Origin of the sequence: Saccharopolyspora pogona (assembly GCF_014697215.1) — a bacterium.
Classification (GTDB): domain Bacteria; phylum Actinomycetota; class Actinomycetes; order Mycobacteriales; family Pseudonocardiaceae; genus Saccharopolyspora; species Saccharopolyspora hattusasensis.
Window position 1 is genome coordinate 5,343,109 of record NZ_CP031142.1, and the last position, 14,769, is coordinate 5,357,877.

The following is a 14,769-nucleotide window of genomic DNA, read 5'->3' on the forward strand; positions in this document are numbered from 1 at the left end:
CATCAGCGCAGCAGTACGCCGCCCACTTCCCGGACACCCACCGACCAGGACAGCGCCGGACTCGTCGAGCTTCTGCTTGGCCCGGGTGAAGTTCGGCGGATCGACGAACCGGTTGCTGAGTTGCTCGTCCGCCATCGCACGCGAGAAAGTCCGTTGCCGATGCACCCGCCCTGAGGCCTCGGTAAAGACGATGGTCCCGCCGCTGAAGTTGAATTGGTCGCCGTACCCGCTGTGTACCCGGGAGCTGTCGCCGGTGACGGAAGTGCCCACGTCACCTGCAACCCGCTCGATCCCGATGAGCCCGGCCCGATCAGCGCCCATCGCCTGCGTCCCCGCCCTTGTTGATCTGGTGCCTGATCCGACCGCGGTTGGTGCCGATGACGTTCACCCCGTCACCGAGCGGTGCGTTGAACTGGTCCCCGCTGCCGGTGTGCACCGTGAGGTTGTCTCCGGTGATGGCCTTTCCCACGTTGCCTTGAACGGCGCCGATGCCCACGGTCGACTTCTCGAAGTGCTGCTCAACTGTCCGACTCGGACTCCCAGGTCCCGTGCCTTCGGCTGATTTCACGTCGCCCGGACCACCGGCCTCGGGCGGCTCCGGTGAAGTGAACCCACGGGAAAGCAAATCACCGGAAGGCTTCGGAACCCGAAGGTAGCCCGTGCCCCGGTGAGTCTTCACCGCAACGTCGACCGGCACGTACAGGTCGGGATCATCCGCCGCGTACCCCGACACGACCGCGTCCTCATACGCACGGCTGGAGACGATCGCCGCCACACAAGTCGTGTCGTTGGACCTGGTCAGCATGTCGCGGACCGACGCGTCGTCGACCATGCGGTGGGCTTCGATGCGCGCGACACCGCTTCCCTCGCTGATTCCGTTCTCACCGGAATCGGTCATCGGTCCGACTGTGACACTGACCCGCATCCGAAGGTGCTGACGGTCACGGTCTGGACTGACTCGGTTCTGGTACTCGAGTTCAGCCTGCAGCGCAGGCAGGAACGGGTTTAGCAGGAACGGGAGGTACTTCGACTCCAACCCGAGGAAATAGCCGTCACCGGTGCTGCCTCCGAAGCACACTTTCTGCCAAAGCTCGCCTAGACCGCACCGGATAAGTGCCTGCTCCAAGATCACCGGGATCTGCTTGGTGATCCACTCGTGGTCGCGGCCCTTCTCGCCGCTGAAGTTCCTCACGTCGACGACCACCAGGGCACGGTACGGGGGCAGCTCCGCAACTTCGTTTCGGTTCGTGTTCACGGGTTTCCTTCCACCGCTGCGATTGAGACATCCCGAGGATTTCGGAAAGCCCCGGCGCGGAGTGTCCGCAGCCGGACAGAATCAATGTGATGCATATCACTGACGAGTGATGACGCCCGCCAGCCCGGCGAGCGCTCGCACGTCAACGACGACGATGCGCGGCCCGGGACCAAGGACTCCGTCGGATCGCAGGACACCGAGCTGCTCGGCGACGGTGCTGCGCGCGAGCCCCAATGCACTGGCCAACCCGTCCTGGGAGAAAGGCACCCGCCGGTGGTCCGGATGGTTCGGATCAGCCAGGCGCACCACTTCCAACAACAGCCGCGCAAGGCGTTGCCTCGGACTGAAGTGCACCTGATGGATTTGATACGGGACTGTCTCGGACAGCTTCGCCACGAGGTAATCTGCGAACTCCGCGTGCGCGTCCTGTTCGAGCAGGAACCGGTCGAAGGCCGGCCTGAACAGGAAACGGGCTGTGCAGTGGTCCAACGCCTGCACTGTGGCGGTCCGGCGGGCGTCGGACTTTGCCGCCATCTCCCCGACGAGGTCGCCCGACCCCCGCAGCGACAGCAGCACTTCCGAGCCGTTCCGTTCGTTGGCAAGCACCTTCACCCGGCCACTGGTCACCGCGAACAAGGAACCGCCGCGCTCCCCTTGCCGGAGAACGAACGCCCCAGGGCGATAGCTGCGCAGCGCGCCCGTTTCCACCAGAGCGGCCCAGCGCCGTTCGCCCAGCAATCCGCGAAATCCTCGTAGCGAGTTGTCTGCTTGGTAGTGCACGACCTTTCCGTACCGGTTCAGCAGTCCGGCCCGCGAGCGGTTCGCCAGATTTCCGCTCGAAGAGAGCAGACCACCAACGGAACGCCACGATCGTCTCACTCGAATGGCGTTGGCGCTACGGGCAAAACGCTACACACTCGGTGTCATGACCTCCGGCGAAGATGCATGGAAGGCACTTCAGCATATTAACGACTTGATCAAGGTCGCGGACACCAAAGCCGCAGCGATGCTAGCCGCAGGCGGAGTACTCGGCGGAATACTGCTTCGCACGCTACCCGCACAGCAGCGCTGGCTTGTGGAATGGCTGCACGTCGGGCTTCTGCTGATCAGCATCGGATCGGTCAGCGCGAGCATCCTGTTCGCGCTGATGGTCTTCGTCCCCCGGCTTCGCACTGATGCATCGCGTTCCATCCTGTTCTTCGACAACATCGCCAGTCGGTATGCGAAAGCGGCAGACTTCGTGCCGGTCTGCCGCAGAACTCTTGGCGACACAGCCCGGTTGGAAGCTTCCCTGGCTGAACAAATTTGGGCCACGAGTCGCATCGCACAACGCAAGTTCCGGAACGTGACACCCGCGATCTGGCTGTTCGGAATTGCCTTGATCACTGCCCTGTTGGCGGGCTTGGTGAAAGGCTGAACGAACAACCAACAATCAGTCTGCGTCAGAACGGCTACATCTAGAACCCGAGGAACACCGCCGTGGCGTCGTCGTGGGGTTTTCCCCGGTGCCGGCGGCGTTCGTCCGGGGTTTCGGCGGCTTCCGCCGCTCGCACGCGGCGGAGAAGTTCGGCGGGGCCGGTGTGCTGCACGAGATCCAGCAGATCGCCCCAGTCGCCCAGGCCGAACCGCTCCACGTAGCGGGACGCGCCGTCGGTCAGCAGCACCGCCCGGCGGACATCCGCCGCCGGGACCACTCCGTGCACCGCCTCGTGCGCCGCTTCGGGCTTCGTACTGGCGACCCAGAAGCCGCCCGGCCGGTTCCGCTCGTCGCAGACCGCCTCGACCGTGTAGCTGGGCAGGTGTTCGAGCCGGTCGTCGATGATCGGCCTGGGCTCGCCCGCCACGTCGAGCACGATCGGGCTGTCGGCGAGCACCAGGTACTCCAGGTCGTCGCCGCGCAGCCTCAGCAGCGCCGCGGTCGCCGAGGGGCTCGAAGGGTTCTGCAGGTCGCAGGTGTCTGCGTGCGCGGCACAGGTCGCCCGGATCGCTTCGGCGAGGACCTCCGCAGCGGTTCCACCCGACACCGCGAGCCGCAGCGCCAGCTCACCGCCTAGGCGACGCACCAACCAGGGCACGTCGTGTGAACAACCACTGTCCACACCGGACGGAGCGGTCGCGCCGTCGAGGACGAACGCCCAATCCGGTCCGGCGGCCAGGTAATCCTCGTTCGCCCGCCCCGGCGTGGCGATCGTCGCGTGGTTCACCTGCACGATCAGTCAGCCACCGGGACGCTGCGGGAGGTTGTGCAACGCCGCCACCAGCGGCGCCAGTTCCGGGACCTGCTCGGCTTCGGCCAGCGCCTTCTCCAGCGCTTCGTCGTGGGTGGGGCGGGCGTTCTCCAGCAGGGCGCGGCCGGACTCGGTCAGTTCGGTGTAGATGCCGCGGCGGTCGTCCTTGCACAGGACCCGGGTCAGCAGCTGGCGATCTTCCAAGCGGTTGACCAGCCGGGTCGTCGCGCTGCCGCTGAGCGCGGTGGCGCGGGCGAGCTGCTGCATCCGCATGTGCCAGCCGTCCTGCCTGCCCAGCGCGTCGAGGACGGTGTATTCGACGACCGACAGCCCGTGCTCGGCCTGCAGCGCCTTCTCCAGCGTGGTTTCGAGCGTGCCGTGCAGTGCGGCGAGCGTGCGCCAGCCGTGGGCCCGAATCTCGACGGCGTCGTCGGCGATCCCCACCGCACACCTCCCGTGACGTGTATCGCCTCCGACTATAGCAGCTTGCGCGGGTATGACGCGCGTGCAAGTATTTAGGAAGCGCCTGCAACTACATGCTCGCGCCTTGTATCAGCTCCCGCATCTACAACTAAGGAGCCACGGGCATGCCCGTTGCGCTAATCGCCCTCGCACTCGGCGGGTTCGGCATCGGCCTGACCGAGTTCGGCATCATGGGCCTCCTACCGGAAGTGGCCGGCGACTTCGCGGTCAGCATCCCGACCGCCGGCTACCTGATCTCCGGCTACGCGATCGCCGTCGCGATCGGCGCCGTCCTGCTGACCGCGGCCGTGACCCGGCTGCCGCGCAAGACGGTGCTGACATGGCTGATGGTGCTGTTCATCCTCGGAAACCTGCTCTCCGCGCTAGCCCCGCAGTACTCGGTGATGATGGTCGGCCGCATCCTTGCCGCACTCACCCACGGCGCGTTCTTCGGCATCGGATCCGTGGTGGCCACCGCCCTGGTGCCGCCGAACCGCAAGGCCGCCGCCGTGTCGATCATGTTCACCGGCCTGACCTCGGCGAACGTCCTCGGCGTCCCGCTGGGCACGTTCCTCGGCCAGGCGCTGGGCTGGCGCTCGACGTTCTGGGCCATCACGATCATCGGCGTCGTCGCCCTGATCGGCATCCGACTGCTGGTCCCCGGCAGCGTCGGCCGCGCCGCCGCCGCGGCGAACCTGGGCGCCGAACTGGTCGCCGTCAAGCGCCCGCAGGTGTGGTGGACGCTAGCCATGACGGTGTTCGGCTTCGGCGGGATGTTCGGCGCCTTCGCATACATCGCGCCGCTGGTCACCGAGGTCTCCGGCTTCGCCGTCGGCACCGTGCCGTGGCTGCTGCTGATCTTCGGGGCCGGCCTGTTCGCCGGCAACCTGGTCGGCGGCCGGGCGGCCGACCGGAACCTCGACGGCACCATGCTGACGGCGCTGATCGCACTGGTCGTCGTCCTCGCCGGTTTCGCCCTCGTCGCCGAGCACCGGATCCCGACGATCGTCGCGATCGCCCTCATGGGCGCCTTCGGCTTCGCCACCGCCCCGCCGCTGCAGACCAGGGTGATGAAGTACGGCGGCGACGCGCCGACGATGGCCTCGGCGCTCAACATCGCCGCCTTCAACGTGGGCAACGCCCTCGGCACCTGGCTGAGCGGTCTGACCATCGCCGCGGGCCTCGGCTTCACCTCGCCGCTGTGGGTGGGCTCGATCCTCGCGGCGGTCAGCATCGGACTGCTGGCCACGGCCATCGCGACGAAACCCAAGCCCGCCACCGAAAACGCCGAACCCGTTCCAGTCGCCTGACGAAACCGAGAGGTCATGGCCGCGTGGACGGCCATGACCTCTCGACGGTGTTCAGACCCGGCCCGCAGCAGCCGGTTACGAGAGTTGGGCTAAGCGGCTACGTCGCTTGCGGCAGCCCACGTACCGCGGGGCTTCCAGCATCGCGGCTGCGGACCACGGCCGCGATAAAAAGGCTCATTCCGACTTCGAAACCCAAAGCGCGCGAACCGCGCGGAACGGATCAGTAATCGTCGTTGCGGAAGAAGAGTTCCTCCAGCTGGTCCGCTGTTTCGGCGACGAAGTTCAGCGGATCGGTGAACTCGTTGATGTCAAGGTTGAGCAACGGCAGCGAATGCCGGAGCACGACGTGCTCGCCGATGATCACCGCGCCGCACACCACGGAAGTCTGCCCGAGCTCCTCCAGCAGTTTCCGCAGGTCAACATCCTCGGCCCGGCCGATCACCGAAACGACCTGCACCCAGTCCTCACGGCCGTCGAGCAGCTCGCGGCAGACGATGACGATCTGGCTGCGGTCGTCGTCGTATTCGACGAGGATCCGGACCTCGTCCCCGCTGTCCTCGATAATCTGGTATTCAGGCTCGCCGTCTTCCACCTCGCCGATGACGAGCCGGTATTCGTTCCGGACAAAAGCGATGAGATCTTCCCAAGTCGCCACGATTCCTCCCAGTCAGTCGAAACGCGATCCTGCCACGCGGACTCGTCGCGCCAGGCCGTTTTCCGAACGCGAGGAACCGAAAGCGTTGTTCAGGTGAGCAGCGGCAAGGAGTTGGGGCCGATCAGGTTCGGTGCCGGCATGAGAACCGGCGGGTTCTCCAGGTCCGTGCGGAGCTGGGGGAAGCGGTCCAGCAGGATGTTCATCGCGATCCGGCCTTCCAGCCGGGCGAGCGGGGCGCCCAGGCAGAAGTGGATGCCGCGCCCGAATCCGAGGTGCGGATCGGGGTCCCTGCCCGGATCGAAGACGTCCGGGTCGGCGAACTGCCGAGCGTCGCGGTTCGCCGCCGACAACCACACCGAGAGCACCTGGTCCGCGGGCACCCGCCGACCGCCGATCTCCGATTCGGCCATCGCCGCCCGGTAGGTGAGCGCGAACGGGGTCGGGAGTCGCAGCGATTCCTCGATCGCGCCCGGCACCAGCCGCGCGGTCCGCGCGCACCCACGCCGCCTGCACCGGGTTGGCGTCCAGGCACAGCACCGCGTTGCCCAGCAGCATGGTGGTGATGTGCCCGGCAACCAGCAGGAGGTTGGCGAAGTTGACCACCTCGTTGCCGGAAAACCGTTCGCCGTCGACCTCGGTCTGCATCAGGTGGACCTTCGTACCGCCGAGCAGGCGGAGAGCCGCGATGGAGCGTCGCCGCCCAAGGTGTCTTCACGTATCCGGCGGTGGCGAACGGGGTCGTGTACGCCGGTGGTGAGCAGAATCTGCACGCGTTGGATGCGGCCACCGGATAACAGCGCTGGGCTTCCCCATCTACGCCAACGCGGGTTCGAGCCCCGCCGTGGCCGACGGCGTGTTGTACGTCGGCAGCGGCGAGGACGACGGCAACCTGCATGCGGTGAACCTCGGCGGCACGCCGCGGTGGAGCTTTCTCATCGGCGGCTACATCTGGTCGTCTCCGGTGGTCGCCGATCGCGTGGTGTACGTGGGCGGCGCCGACAGTCACCTCTGCGCGGTGGCCGTGTAGCGGCGAGCGCTCGCTATCGTCCAATATGGACTATTTAGCCATGCGCTTATCTGGTAGCGAAAACCCCCACTCGTCAGCCAAAAGATGTTCAGAGAGCGCAAACACCAGAGGTCGCCGCGCCGGGCTAATGCCTCAATCGGCCAGGAGGTGCACACGGCCGAACATGGCTGCGGCGGCCCGCGCGGTGGGCGTGCCCGCGTCGAGGTCGGCTCCCGCCTCGCGGAGCACTGCCACGACCTCGTCCGCGCCCTTGAACAGCGCACCGGCGATAGGCGCCTGGTCGCGTTCGTTGCGCAGGTCGGGATTCGCGCCGCGGTCGAGCAGCGCGCGCACCGTCTCGGCGTGCCCGTGGTAGGCCGCGAGCATGAGCAGGGTATTCCCGCCCTGGTCGGCCACGTCGACCGGGAGTCCGTGATCGACGAACTCCGCCAACTGCGCGGTTTCGCCTTCCCGGGCCAGGTCCATGGCAAGCGCCACGACGCGCTCGGTCTGCTCCGGAGTCAGTCCACCGTGGCTCATCAGCAGTTCTTCCTGGTCGAATCTCGCGAATCGTCTTGCGGGGACGGCGCGGCGGCCACGGGCATTCCCGTGGCCGCCGCGCCTGCGAACAGCGAAGTCCGTGCCCCAGCAGGTCTCATCCGTTGCTCGCGGCCAGCGCCTCGATCGCCTTGCGGACACCCTCGCCGTAGGCGGGGTCGGCCTTGGTGCAGTTGGCGAGGTGCCGCTCGATGGTCGCCTGGGAGGCGCCGTCGATCGCGCGCGCGGTGTTCTCGAAGAGGACCTGCTGCTGCTCCGGCGACATGTTCCGGAACAGGATCCCGGGCTGCTCGAAGTAGTTGTCGTCGTCCTCACGGTAGTTGAACCGGTCGGCGACGGCACCCACGGCCTGGGCCGGGTCGCGGTAGGCGGGCTGCTCCTGCCAGCGGCCGTACGAGTTCGGCTCGATGCCCGGGGTGGCTCCCTGGTTGCCGTCGACGCGCATGGCACCGTCGCGGTGGTAGGAGTTCACCGGGTTCTTCGGCTTGTTGACCGGGATCTGGTGGTGGTTCACACCCAGGCGGTACCGCTGGGCGTCACCGTAGGAGAACAGCCGGCCCTGCAGCATCTTGTCGGGCGAGAAGCTGATGCCCGGCACCACGTTGGCCGGGGTGAAGGCGGCCTGCTCCACGTCGGCGAAGTAGTTGTCGGGGTTGCGGTTCAGCTCCCACTCGCCGACCTCGATCAGCGGGTAGTCCTTCTTCGACCACACCTTGGTGAGGTCGAACGGGTGGTACTTGTAGGTGTCGGCGTCGGCCTCCGGCATGATCTGGACGTACAGCTTCCACTTCGGGAAGTCGCCGCTCTCGATCGCCTCGAAGAGGTCGCGCTGGTGGGACTCGCGGTCCTTGCCGACCAGGGCCTCGGCCTCGGCGTCGGTCAGGTTCTTGATGCCCTGCTGGGTGCGGTGGTGGAACTTGACCCAGAACCGCTCGCCCTCGGCGTTGATGAAGCTGTAGGTGTGCGAGCCGAAGCCGTGCATGTGGCGGTAGGACGCCGGGATGCCGCGGTCGGACATCACGATCGTGACCTGGTGCAGCGCCTCGGGCAGGTTGGTCCAGAAGTCCCAGTTGTTCTCGGGGTTGCGCAGGTTGGTGCGCGGGTCGCGCTTCACCGCGTGGTTGAGGTCCGGGAACTTCAGCGGGTCGCGGAAGAAGAACACCGGGGTGTTGTTGCCAACGATGTCCCAGTTGCCTTCTTCGGTGTAGAACTTCAACGCGAAGCCGCGGATGTCGCGCTCGGCGTCGGCCGCGCCACGCTCACCGGCGACGGTCGAGAACCGGACGAACAGGTCGGTCTTCTTGCCGACCTCGGAGAAGATCTTCGCGCTGGTGTACTGGGTGATGTCGTTGGTGACCGTGAAGGTGCCGAACGCGCCCGAACCCTTCGCGTGCATCCGGCGCTCCGGGATGACCTCGCGGTCGAAGTGCGCCAGCTTCTCCAGGAACCACACGTCCTGCAACAGCATCGGACCGCGAGCGCCGGCGGTCAGGGAGTTCTGGTTGTCAGGGACCGGCGCACCGGCCACCGTGGTCAACGGTTTCTGGTTGTTCTCAGGCAAAACTCGCTCCTCGGTGGGTTGTTTTCATGCGTAATCACTCGGCACGGGAGAGGCAATCCGGGCAGATGCCCCAGAAAGTCACCTCGGCCTCGTCGAGCACGAATCCGTGCGGGTCCTCGGCGTGGAGGCATGGAGCCTCTCCCACCGCACAGTTGACGTCGGCGATGGCACCGCAGTCGCGGCACACCAGATGGTGGTGGTTGTCGCCCACGCGCGTCTCGAACCGGGCGGGGGAACCAGCCGGCTCGATGCGGCGGACCAGGCCCGCCTCCGTGAGCGCGCGCAGGACGTCATAGACCGCCTGGGTCGACACCGAACCCAGCTCGCGGCGGACGGCCGTCGCGATGGTGTCGGTGTCCGCGTGGGGATTGTCCGAGACCATCGTGAGCACGGCAGCCCGCGAACGGGTCACCCGCAGCGCCGCCCCCCCTCAGGAGGGCGGCGGCATCGATGGACGGCATGGCTCCATGACTACCAGCGTTTCTGGAATGAGTCAAATAAAGCGAACACCAACAGGTGAACACGAGCGCCCGAATCGCCTGACCGAGCCGCACCACGCGAAGAGCCCCGCCGACGAATTCCGCCGACGGGGCTCCTCCACTCCTGACCTGGGCACGGCGGGGCTGGACGCGTCCCGCACACCCGGCTATTCGGCCTCGGGCCGCCAGCGGGCGATGTCGGCTTCGGTGATCTCGGCGGGCTGCGCCGCGAGCTGGGTGATCCTGATGTGGTTGCCGAACGGGTCGCGCAGGGCACAGTCGATGCCGTAGGGCTGCCGCGTGGGCACCTCGGTGAACTCGACGCCCATCGCGCTGAGGGTCTCGTAGGTCTGCTGGCAGTCGTCGGTGGTGAGGATCGCCGCGACGCCCATCGCGCCCTTGGTCACCAGGTCGCGGACCTGCGCGGCGACCGCTTCGCTCAGCGACGGCGGTCCCGGCACCTCCAGCAGCAGCTGCCGTTCCGGATCCGACGGCAGCGCGATCGTGAGCCAGCGCATGAATCCCATGTCGACGTCGGAGACCACCTCGAAGCCCAGCTTGCCGACGTAGAAGTCGAGGGCTTCCTGCTGGTCGAGGACGGTGACGGAGTGGATGCTGATGCGAGTGAACATGCCGAGAACGCTACGGCCGGCCGGGGCGTTGTGGCTTATCCGAAACGACTCGGTCTGGCCCACGCCTTGACGAAGCAGACCGGCACGCCGAGCGGCCGCGCGCTGGTCCGGTACTCGGTCGGCGAGACACCGACGATCGCGCGAAACGTGCGGCTGAACGTCCCCAAGCTCCCGAAGCCGACCTGCCCGGCCACCTCGGTCACGGTGACCGAAGGCGAGCGCAACAGCGCCATGGCGCGTTCGATCCGGCGCCGCTGCAGGTAGCGGTGCGGCGTCTCGCCGAACGTCGACCGGAACGAGCGCGTGAAGTGCGTGGGGGACATCAGGGCGATCCCCGCAAGCGCGGCCACGTCGAGTGGACGGGCGAAATCCCGGTCCATCGCGTCCCTGGCACGCAGGAGCCGCCGGTTCTGGTGCTCCTGCGGGCTCATGGAAGCGGCTGCCACACACCGATCGTAGAGCCGAACTTCCTGAAGGAGGGAAAGCGCGGTGAACTGGCTGCTCGACCAACTCGCCGAGATCGCCCGAATCCCGGCCTCCGACGATGACGGCGACCGAGCCCGAGGGCTGTTCCTCGCGAGCCACGAGGTCGACGGCGTGAACGAATGGCAACTCCGCGAAGGCCGTGTCCGCATCGCACCGGCTGACGCCAGGTACCGGTACCTCGACGCGTAGCAGTCTTGGCTGCCGGGAGTTCTCGTTCATCCGCCCCGAAAAGGCGGTGTTCTGGAGCATGATGCGCCCATGGCGGAAACCAGCAGCGACGAGATCGCCACTGACAGCGAATCCGGTTCGGAGAAGCTCCAGGACCTGCTCAAGGAAGAGCTGAGCCGAGGAGACGCAGCACTTGGACGAACTGAGACCAAGACAGGCATCCTGCTTGCGGTTTTCAGCCCCATCCTCACCATTGGCGTTGCGGTGCTGCCCCGAGCCGCGACGTCGTTGGCGGCCATCCTCCTGTTCTGGTCCGCGCTGACACTGCTAGCGGTCGCCCTGCTACTGCTCCTGTGGAACGTGCGACCCCGCCTGCGGGGAAGCGGCTTCGTAGCCATCGAATCGATGACCGACGCCGAACTGGCGCAACACCTCGCAAGCGCGGCGAACGATCCGCTGCGCTGGCGTCGCGAACAGCTGCTCGTAGTAGCCCGCCTCGGAGCGAAGAAGTTCAGGATCCTGCGAGCAGCAACCACACTCGTAATGGCAGCCCTACTGCTGGCGATAGCCGCAGCGATTGCCTCAACGGTCGCCACCTGATTAGCAATGCTGCCCCCTGCGGCGTTACAACAGGCCGGGGAATGCCTGGATGAGGCGGGTACGGGTGCTATATCCGCTAGCCGAGGAGACCAACGACGCCGAACTGGCGCGGCCTGGCATGGCAGCTGTGGTGTGCTGGGCGAAACTGCTGGGCTTCACCGGCACACCGGTGCTGGCGCACGCCGAGATCGCCACCTTCCGCAACCTCGTGCTGCACGTGGCCGCCAGGATCACCCGTGGTGCCCGGCAAGTCCGGGTCCGCATCGATGAATCCCGACGACACGCCAAGGCCATCGCAGCAGGCTGGCTGATGATCCGCGCCGCGTTCACCTAACCCGAACCCTCTGCCCCTACGACCCGAAAGACACTGGAGCGGCCGACAGAAGCAAGTCGGCGGACCAACCATGCCCGTCTACCGAATCACCCAGAACAAGATCAACAGGACTGGCAACAACATCAACGAGATACCGCGCGAAAGACCGAGGTTAGCCGCCGTCTGAGATCCCCCGGCCCGGGCTTCCGCACGGTGTGGTCGCCCGTCATACCCCAGCTCCCAGGAGGAGACACGCATGACTAACGGAACCGTGAAGTGGTTCAACTCGGAAAAGGGCTTCGGCTTCATCGCTCCGAACGAGGGCGGGCCGGACGTGTTCGTGCACTACTCGGCGATTGATGCCGGCGGGTTCCGCAGCCTGGAGGAGGACCAGCAGGTGTCCTACGAGGTCAGCCAGGGCCCCAAGGGCCCGCAGGCCGACCTCGTCCGCGCGGTCTGACAACCCTCTCCGTTTCTCCGGTGGCTCCGCACCCGCTCGGGTGGGGAGCCACCGGAGCTTTCGGCGAGCGCATCCACCCCGCCTCGCCGCCTCCACACACACCGCCCGCACCGATCCTGGATCGGCCACGGGACAAGGAAGGAATGCCATCACCACATCAACATCACTGCACCGACCGCGCCGCCAGCACCGCGGCGGCCCGGCCCCCGACCGGTTCTCCGACCGGGTACCGGCTGCCGGTGGGTGCACCCGCGCTCCGAGCACGGTGAGTCCGGTCCAGTTCGCCGAACCCGAACACACCCGGGCCATCCCCGAGCAGCACCACCCGATCGCTGACCACAGCGATGCCGGAATGCGCCGGTTGCGCACCCCGTTCGACCCCAACCCGGCCTAGAGATCACGGCAACACCCTGCCGCCCTCGGCCGAGACCTCCTGCACCGCGCGTCGGTGGTGGTCAACACCACCGCGCCGACCTCGCCCGGCTTATTTATGCTCGGGCCGTGACTCGCGTGCTCACTTCTCGCCGACCCGCCGCGCTTGTCAAGCCGAAGCTGCGGGGCTGGATCCACCTGGGGTCGCTGGTTCTGTTCCTCGCCGCAGGTGCGGCGTTGATCGTGGTGGCTGCGGGTTTGCTCCCGGCCGCAGCCACGGCCGGAATCGCGATCTATGTGGCCACGGTGCTGGGCCTGTTCGGAGTCAGTGCCCTCTACCACCTCAAAAACTGGGTCTCGGCTGGTGCGCGCACATGGATGCGGCGCCTCGACCACTCGATGATCTTTCTGTTGATCGCGGGTACCTACACGCCGTTCGCGATGCTGGCCCTGCCGCCGGCCGTCGGCAGCGTCGTGCTCACCGTGATCTGGGTAGGTTCCCTCGCCGGCGTGATGCTCAAGCTCGCTTGGCCGCATGCGCCGCGCTGGGTCGGTGTCCCCGTCTACATCGCGCTCGGCTGGGTCGCGGTGTTCGTGTTGGGCGACCTGCTCCACAACACCGGGGTGAGTGCCCTGGTGCTGTTGCTGGTCGGCGGACTGCTCTACACCGCCGGTGCGGTGTTCTACGCGAGTCGTTGGCCCGACCCCTGGCCGACGACATTCGGCTACCACGAGTTCTTCCACTCTGCGGTGTCGGTGGCGGCGATCTGCCACCACATCGCCATCTGGCTGCTCCTGGTCCCATAAGCACCCCGCCGCATCGCGGACGCAGCGTGCGCTCCGACCTCCAGGCCCGCCACCAGTCCCCACATCGGCCCCGCGCCCCGCGACACGGACACCTCGTGGCGGAGCTTCCTGCGCGCTCAGGCATCAGGGCTGCTCGCGGTCGATTTCTTCCACGTCGACACCATCAGCCTCCGTCGGCTGTACGTCCTGTTCGTCATGGAAGTCCGGACCCGCACCGTGCACATCCTCGGGGTCACCGCCCACCCCACCGCGCCTGGACCAGGCCGCCCGCAACCTCCTCGCCGACCTCGGCGAACGCGCCGCATCCTTCCGGTTCCTCATCCGCGACCGCGACACCAAATACACGCCCGCGTTCGACGCCGTCTTCGCCTCCGAGGACGTAAAGGTCATCAAAACCCCACCCCGGACACCGCGCGCGAACTGCTACGCCGAACGATTCATCCGCACCGCCCGTGAAGAATGCACCGCCCGACTCCTGCTCTTCAACGAACGGCACTCCATGGCAGTGCTCAACGAATACACGAACCACTTCAATACCCACCGCCCGCATCAAAGCCTCGCCCCCCCGGAACACGATCCGGCGACGGTGGTCCCGATCGACGCCCCCATCCGACGTCACAAGGTCCTCAACGGACTGATCAACGAGTACACCCGAGCCGCGTGATGCCCGTGAGAAAAACCCAGGTCAAACCCGTTTTCCGAATTTTGGCGCCCTACAGGGCTTCGGTTCGGCAAACGGCCGCCGCATCCTGGAGAAGTACACCGAGCGCATCTGCACGTTCAACGACGACATGCAGGGCACCGGCGCGATTGCGCTGGCGGGCCTGCTCGGCGCCGTCGAGGTGGCGTAAACACCGCTGCGTGATCAGCGAGTTGTCATTTTCGGGGCGGGCATGGCAGGTATCGGGATCGCCGACCAGGTTCGGGATGCGATGGCGCGCGACTGCCTCGACCGCGAGGCGGCGATTCGCCGAGCCTGGGCGGTGGATCGCCAGGGCTTACTCACCGACGACATGTCCGACCTGCGAGATTTCCACGCATCCTACGCCCGGCCTCGGAGGTGGCCGGGTGGCGGCGCGATGGTGGTGGTGTCGGGCTCGGCGAGGTCGTCGCCCGCGTTCGGCCGACGATGCTGGTCGGTACTTCCACCGCGCACGGCGCGTTCACGGAGGCCATCGTCTGGGAGATGGCCGCGCACGTGCTCGGCGCTCCAACGTCTTGCCTGCTCGAAGTTGTCCCGAGTCGGGCCCGACGACGGCTGCGGTGAAGACATCGTGGCGCTCATGCATGGAGGTTCACCATTGTTGGAGCAGGAGGCTGATGGTGGTGGCGGCGGTCCGACGCGGCCCGTCGCACCGGGCCCGGTCCGACGCGGCCCGTCGCACCGGGCCCGGTCGACGATTCGACAGGCACCTCC

19 protein-coding genes and 3 pseudogenes are annotated in these 14,769 nt (G+C 66.8%); 11 read left to right on the forward strand and 11 right to left on the reverse strand.

Features of this window, described 5'->3' with window-relative positions:
* Nucleotides 1-310 precede the first annotated feature (310 nt).
* Complete coding sequence (locus DL519_RS24600) at nt 311-1,255, reverse strand: hypothetical protein (protein ID WP_190818288.1); 945 nt, start codon at nt 1,253-1,255, stop codon at nt 311-313.
* A 96-nt stretch (nt 1,256-1,351) separates the two neighbouring features.
* Nucleotides 1,352-2,035, reverse strand: coding sequence for a Crp/Fnr family transcriptional regulator (locus tag DL519_RS24605; RefSeq protein WP_190818290.1), 684 nt, complete (start codon nt 2,033-2,035; stop codon nt 1,352-1,354).
* Between the two features lie 103 nt (nt 2,036-2,138).
* Between DL519_RS24605 and DL519_RS24610 the strand changes: the two genes are divergently transcribed.
* Nucleotides 2,139-2,672: a Pycsar system effector family protein gene (locus tag DL519_RS24610; RefSeq protein ID WP_223839494.1), complete on the forward strand. Its 534-nt coding sequence runs from the start codon at nt 2,139-2,141 to the stop codon at nt 2,670-2,672.
* Nucleotides 2,673-2,712: 40 nt separating this feature from the next.
* On the opposite strand, the gene DL519_RS24615 is transcribed toward DL519_RS24610, so the two are convergent.
* Nucleotides 2,713-3,459 carry a protein phosphatase 2C domain-containing protein gene (locus DL519_RS24615; RefSeq protein WP_223839495.1) on the reverse strand — a complete coding sequence of 249 codons (747 nt, stop codon included), beginning with the start codon at nt 3,457-3,459 and terminating at the stop codon, nt 2,713-2,715.
* 12 nt (nt 3,460-3,471) lie between these two features.
* Nucleotides 3,472-3,927, reverse strand: a complete 456-nt coding sequence (locus tag DL519_RS24620) for a MarR family winged helix-turn-helix transcriptional regulator (RefSeq protein ID WP_190818294.1) — start codon at nt 3,925-3,927, stop codon at nt 3,472-3,474.
* 143 nt (nt 3,928-4,070) lie between these two features.
* On the opposite strand from DL519_RS24620, the gene DL519_RS24625 reads away from it, so the two are divergent.
* Nucleotides 4,071-5,255 (forward strand): MFS transporter, encoded by a 1,185-nt coding sequence (locus DL519_RS24625; protein WP_190818296.1) that lies wholly within the window; start codon nt 4,071-4,073, stop codon nt 5,253-5,255.
* 220 nt (nt 5,256-5,475) lie between these two features.
* Here DL519_RS24625 and DL519_RS24630 read toward each other — a convergent pair whose 3' ends face one another.
* Together DL519_RS24630 and DL519_RS24635 are read right to left on the reverse strand one after the other, a co-directional pair.
* Nucleotides 5,476-5,910 carry a hypothetical protein gene (locus DL519_RS24630; RefSeq protein WP_190818298.1) on the reverse strand — a complete coding sequence of 145 codons (435 nt, stop codon included), beginning with the start codon at nt 5,908-5,910 and terminating at the stop codon, nt 5,476-5,478.
* 89 nt (nt 5,911-5,999) lie between these two features.
* Complete coding sequence (locus DL519_RS24635; protein WP_397544972.1) at nt 6,000-6,386, reverse strand: cytochrome P450; 387 nt, start codon at nt 6,384-6,386, stop codon at nt 6,000-6,002.
* A gap of 365 nt (nt 6,387-6,751) precedes the next feature.
* Here DL519_RS24635 and DL519_RS48965 point away from each other — a divergent pair, with 365 nt between their 5' ends.
* Nucleotides 6,752-6,937 (forward strand): hypothetical protein, encoded by a 186-nt coding sequence (locus tag DL519_RS48965; protein ID WP_449619128.1) that lies wholly within the window; start codon nt 6,752-6,754, stop codon nt 6,935-6,937.
* A 132-nt stretch (nt 6,938-7,069) separates the two neighbouring features.
* Here the strand turns inward: DL519_RS48965 and DL519_RS24650 are convergent, their stop codons facing one another.
* The 5 genes and pseudogenes from DL519_RS24650 to DL519_RS24670 all read right to left on the reverse strand — a co-directional run bounded on the left by DL519_RS24650 (nt 7,070) and on the right by DL519_RS24670 (nt 10,577).
* Entirely contained in the window at nt 7,070-7,456 is a 387-nt protein-coding gene (locus DL519_RS24650; protein ID WP_190818300.1) for an ankyrin repeat domain-containing protein, read from the reverse strand.
* Between the two features lie 115 nt (nt 7,457-7,571).
* Complete coding sequence (locus DL519_RS24655) at nt 7,572-9,035, reverse strand: catalase (protein ID WP_190818302.1); 1,464 nt, start codon at nt 9,033-9,035, stop codon at nt 7,572-7,574.
* A gap of 34 nt (nt 9,036-9,069) precedes the next feature.
* Nucleotides 9,070-9,496: pseudogene (locus DL519_RS24660) on the reverse strand (Fur family transcriptional regulator).
* A gap of 185 nt (nt 9,497-9,681) precedes the next feature.
* The gene (locus DL519_RS24665) at nt 9,682-10,146 is read right to left on the reverse strand and encodes a VOC family protein (RefSeq protein ID WP_190818304.1); all 465 of its coding nucleotides are present in this window, start codon (nt 10,144-10,146) and stop codon (nt 9,682-9,684) included.
* Nucleotides 10,147-10,181: 35 nt separating this feature from the next.
* Complete coding sequence (locus DL519_RS24670) at nt 10,182-10,577, reverse strand: helix-turn-helix domain-containing protein (RefSeq protein WP_190824192.1); 396 nt, start codon at nt 10,575-10,577, stop codon at nt 10,182-10,184.
* 58 nt (nt 10,578-10,635) lie between these two features.
* Between DL519_RS24670 and DL519_RS24675 the strand changes: the two genes are divergently transcribed.
* The 8 genes and pseudogenes from DL519_RS24675 (at nt 10,636) to DL519_RS50350 (ending at nt 14,619) form a co-directional block, all read left to right on the forward strand.
* Nucleotides 10,636-10,821, forward strand: coding sequence for a hypothetical protein (locus DL519_RS24675; protein ID WP_190818305.1), 186 nt, complete (start codon nt 10,636-10,638; stop codon nt 10,819-10,821).
* 69 nt (nt 10,822-10,890) lie between these two features.
* Nucleotides 10,891-11,400, forward strand: coding sequence for a Pycsar system effector family protein (locus tag DL519_RS24680; RefSeq protein WP_190818307.1), 510 nt, complete (start codon nt 10,891-10,893; stop codon nt 11,398-11,400).
* 127 nt (nt 11,401-11,527) lie between these two features.
* Nucleotides 11,528-11,734, forward strand: a pseudogene (locus tag DL519_RS24685) (IS1380 family transposase); the annotation flags it as partial.
* Between the two features lie 235 nt (nt 11,735-11,969).
* Complete coding sequence (locus DL519_RS24690) at nt 11,970-12,173, forward strand: cold-shock protein (protein WP_190818311.1); 204 nt, start codon at nt 11,970-11,972, stop codon at nt 12,171-12,173.
* 265 nt (nt 12,174-12,438) lie between these two features.
* Nucleotides 12,439-12,567, forward strand: coding sequence for a hypothetical protein (locus tag DL519_RS48970; protein WP_263399709.1), 129 nt, complete (start codon nt 12,439-12,441; stop codon nt 12,565-12,567).
* Nucleotides 12,568-12,674: 107 nt separating this feature from the next.
* Entirely contained in the window at nt 12,675-13,352 is a 678-nt protein-coding gene (gene trhA / locus DL519_RS24695) for a PAQR family membrane homeostasis protein TrhA (protein ID WP_397544973.1), read from the forward strand.
* 388 nt (nt 13,353-13,740) lie between these two features.
* Nucleotides 13,741-14,016 (forward strand): integrase core domain-containing protein, encoded by a 276-nt coding sequence (locus tag DL519_RS47185; RefSeq protein ID WP_397545070.1) that lies wholly within the window; start codon nt 13,741-13,743, stop codon nt 14,014-14,016.
* Between the two features lie 229 nt (nt 14,017-14,245).
* Nucleotides 14,246-14,619: pseudogene (locus DL519_RS50350) on the forward strand (malic enzyme-like NAD(P)-binding protein).
* The last annotated feature ends 150 nt before the right edge of the window (nt 14,620-14,769 follow it).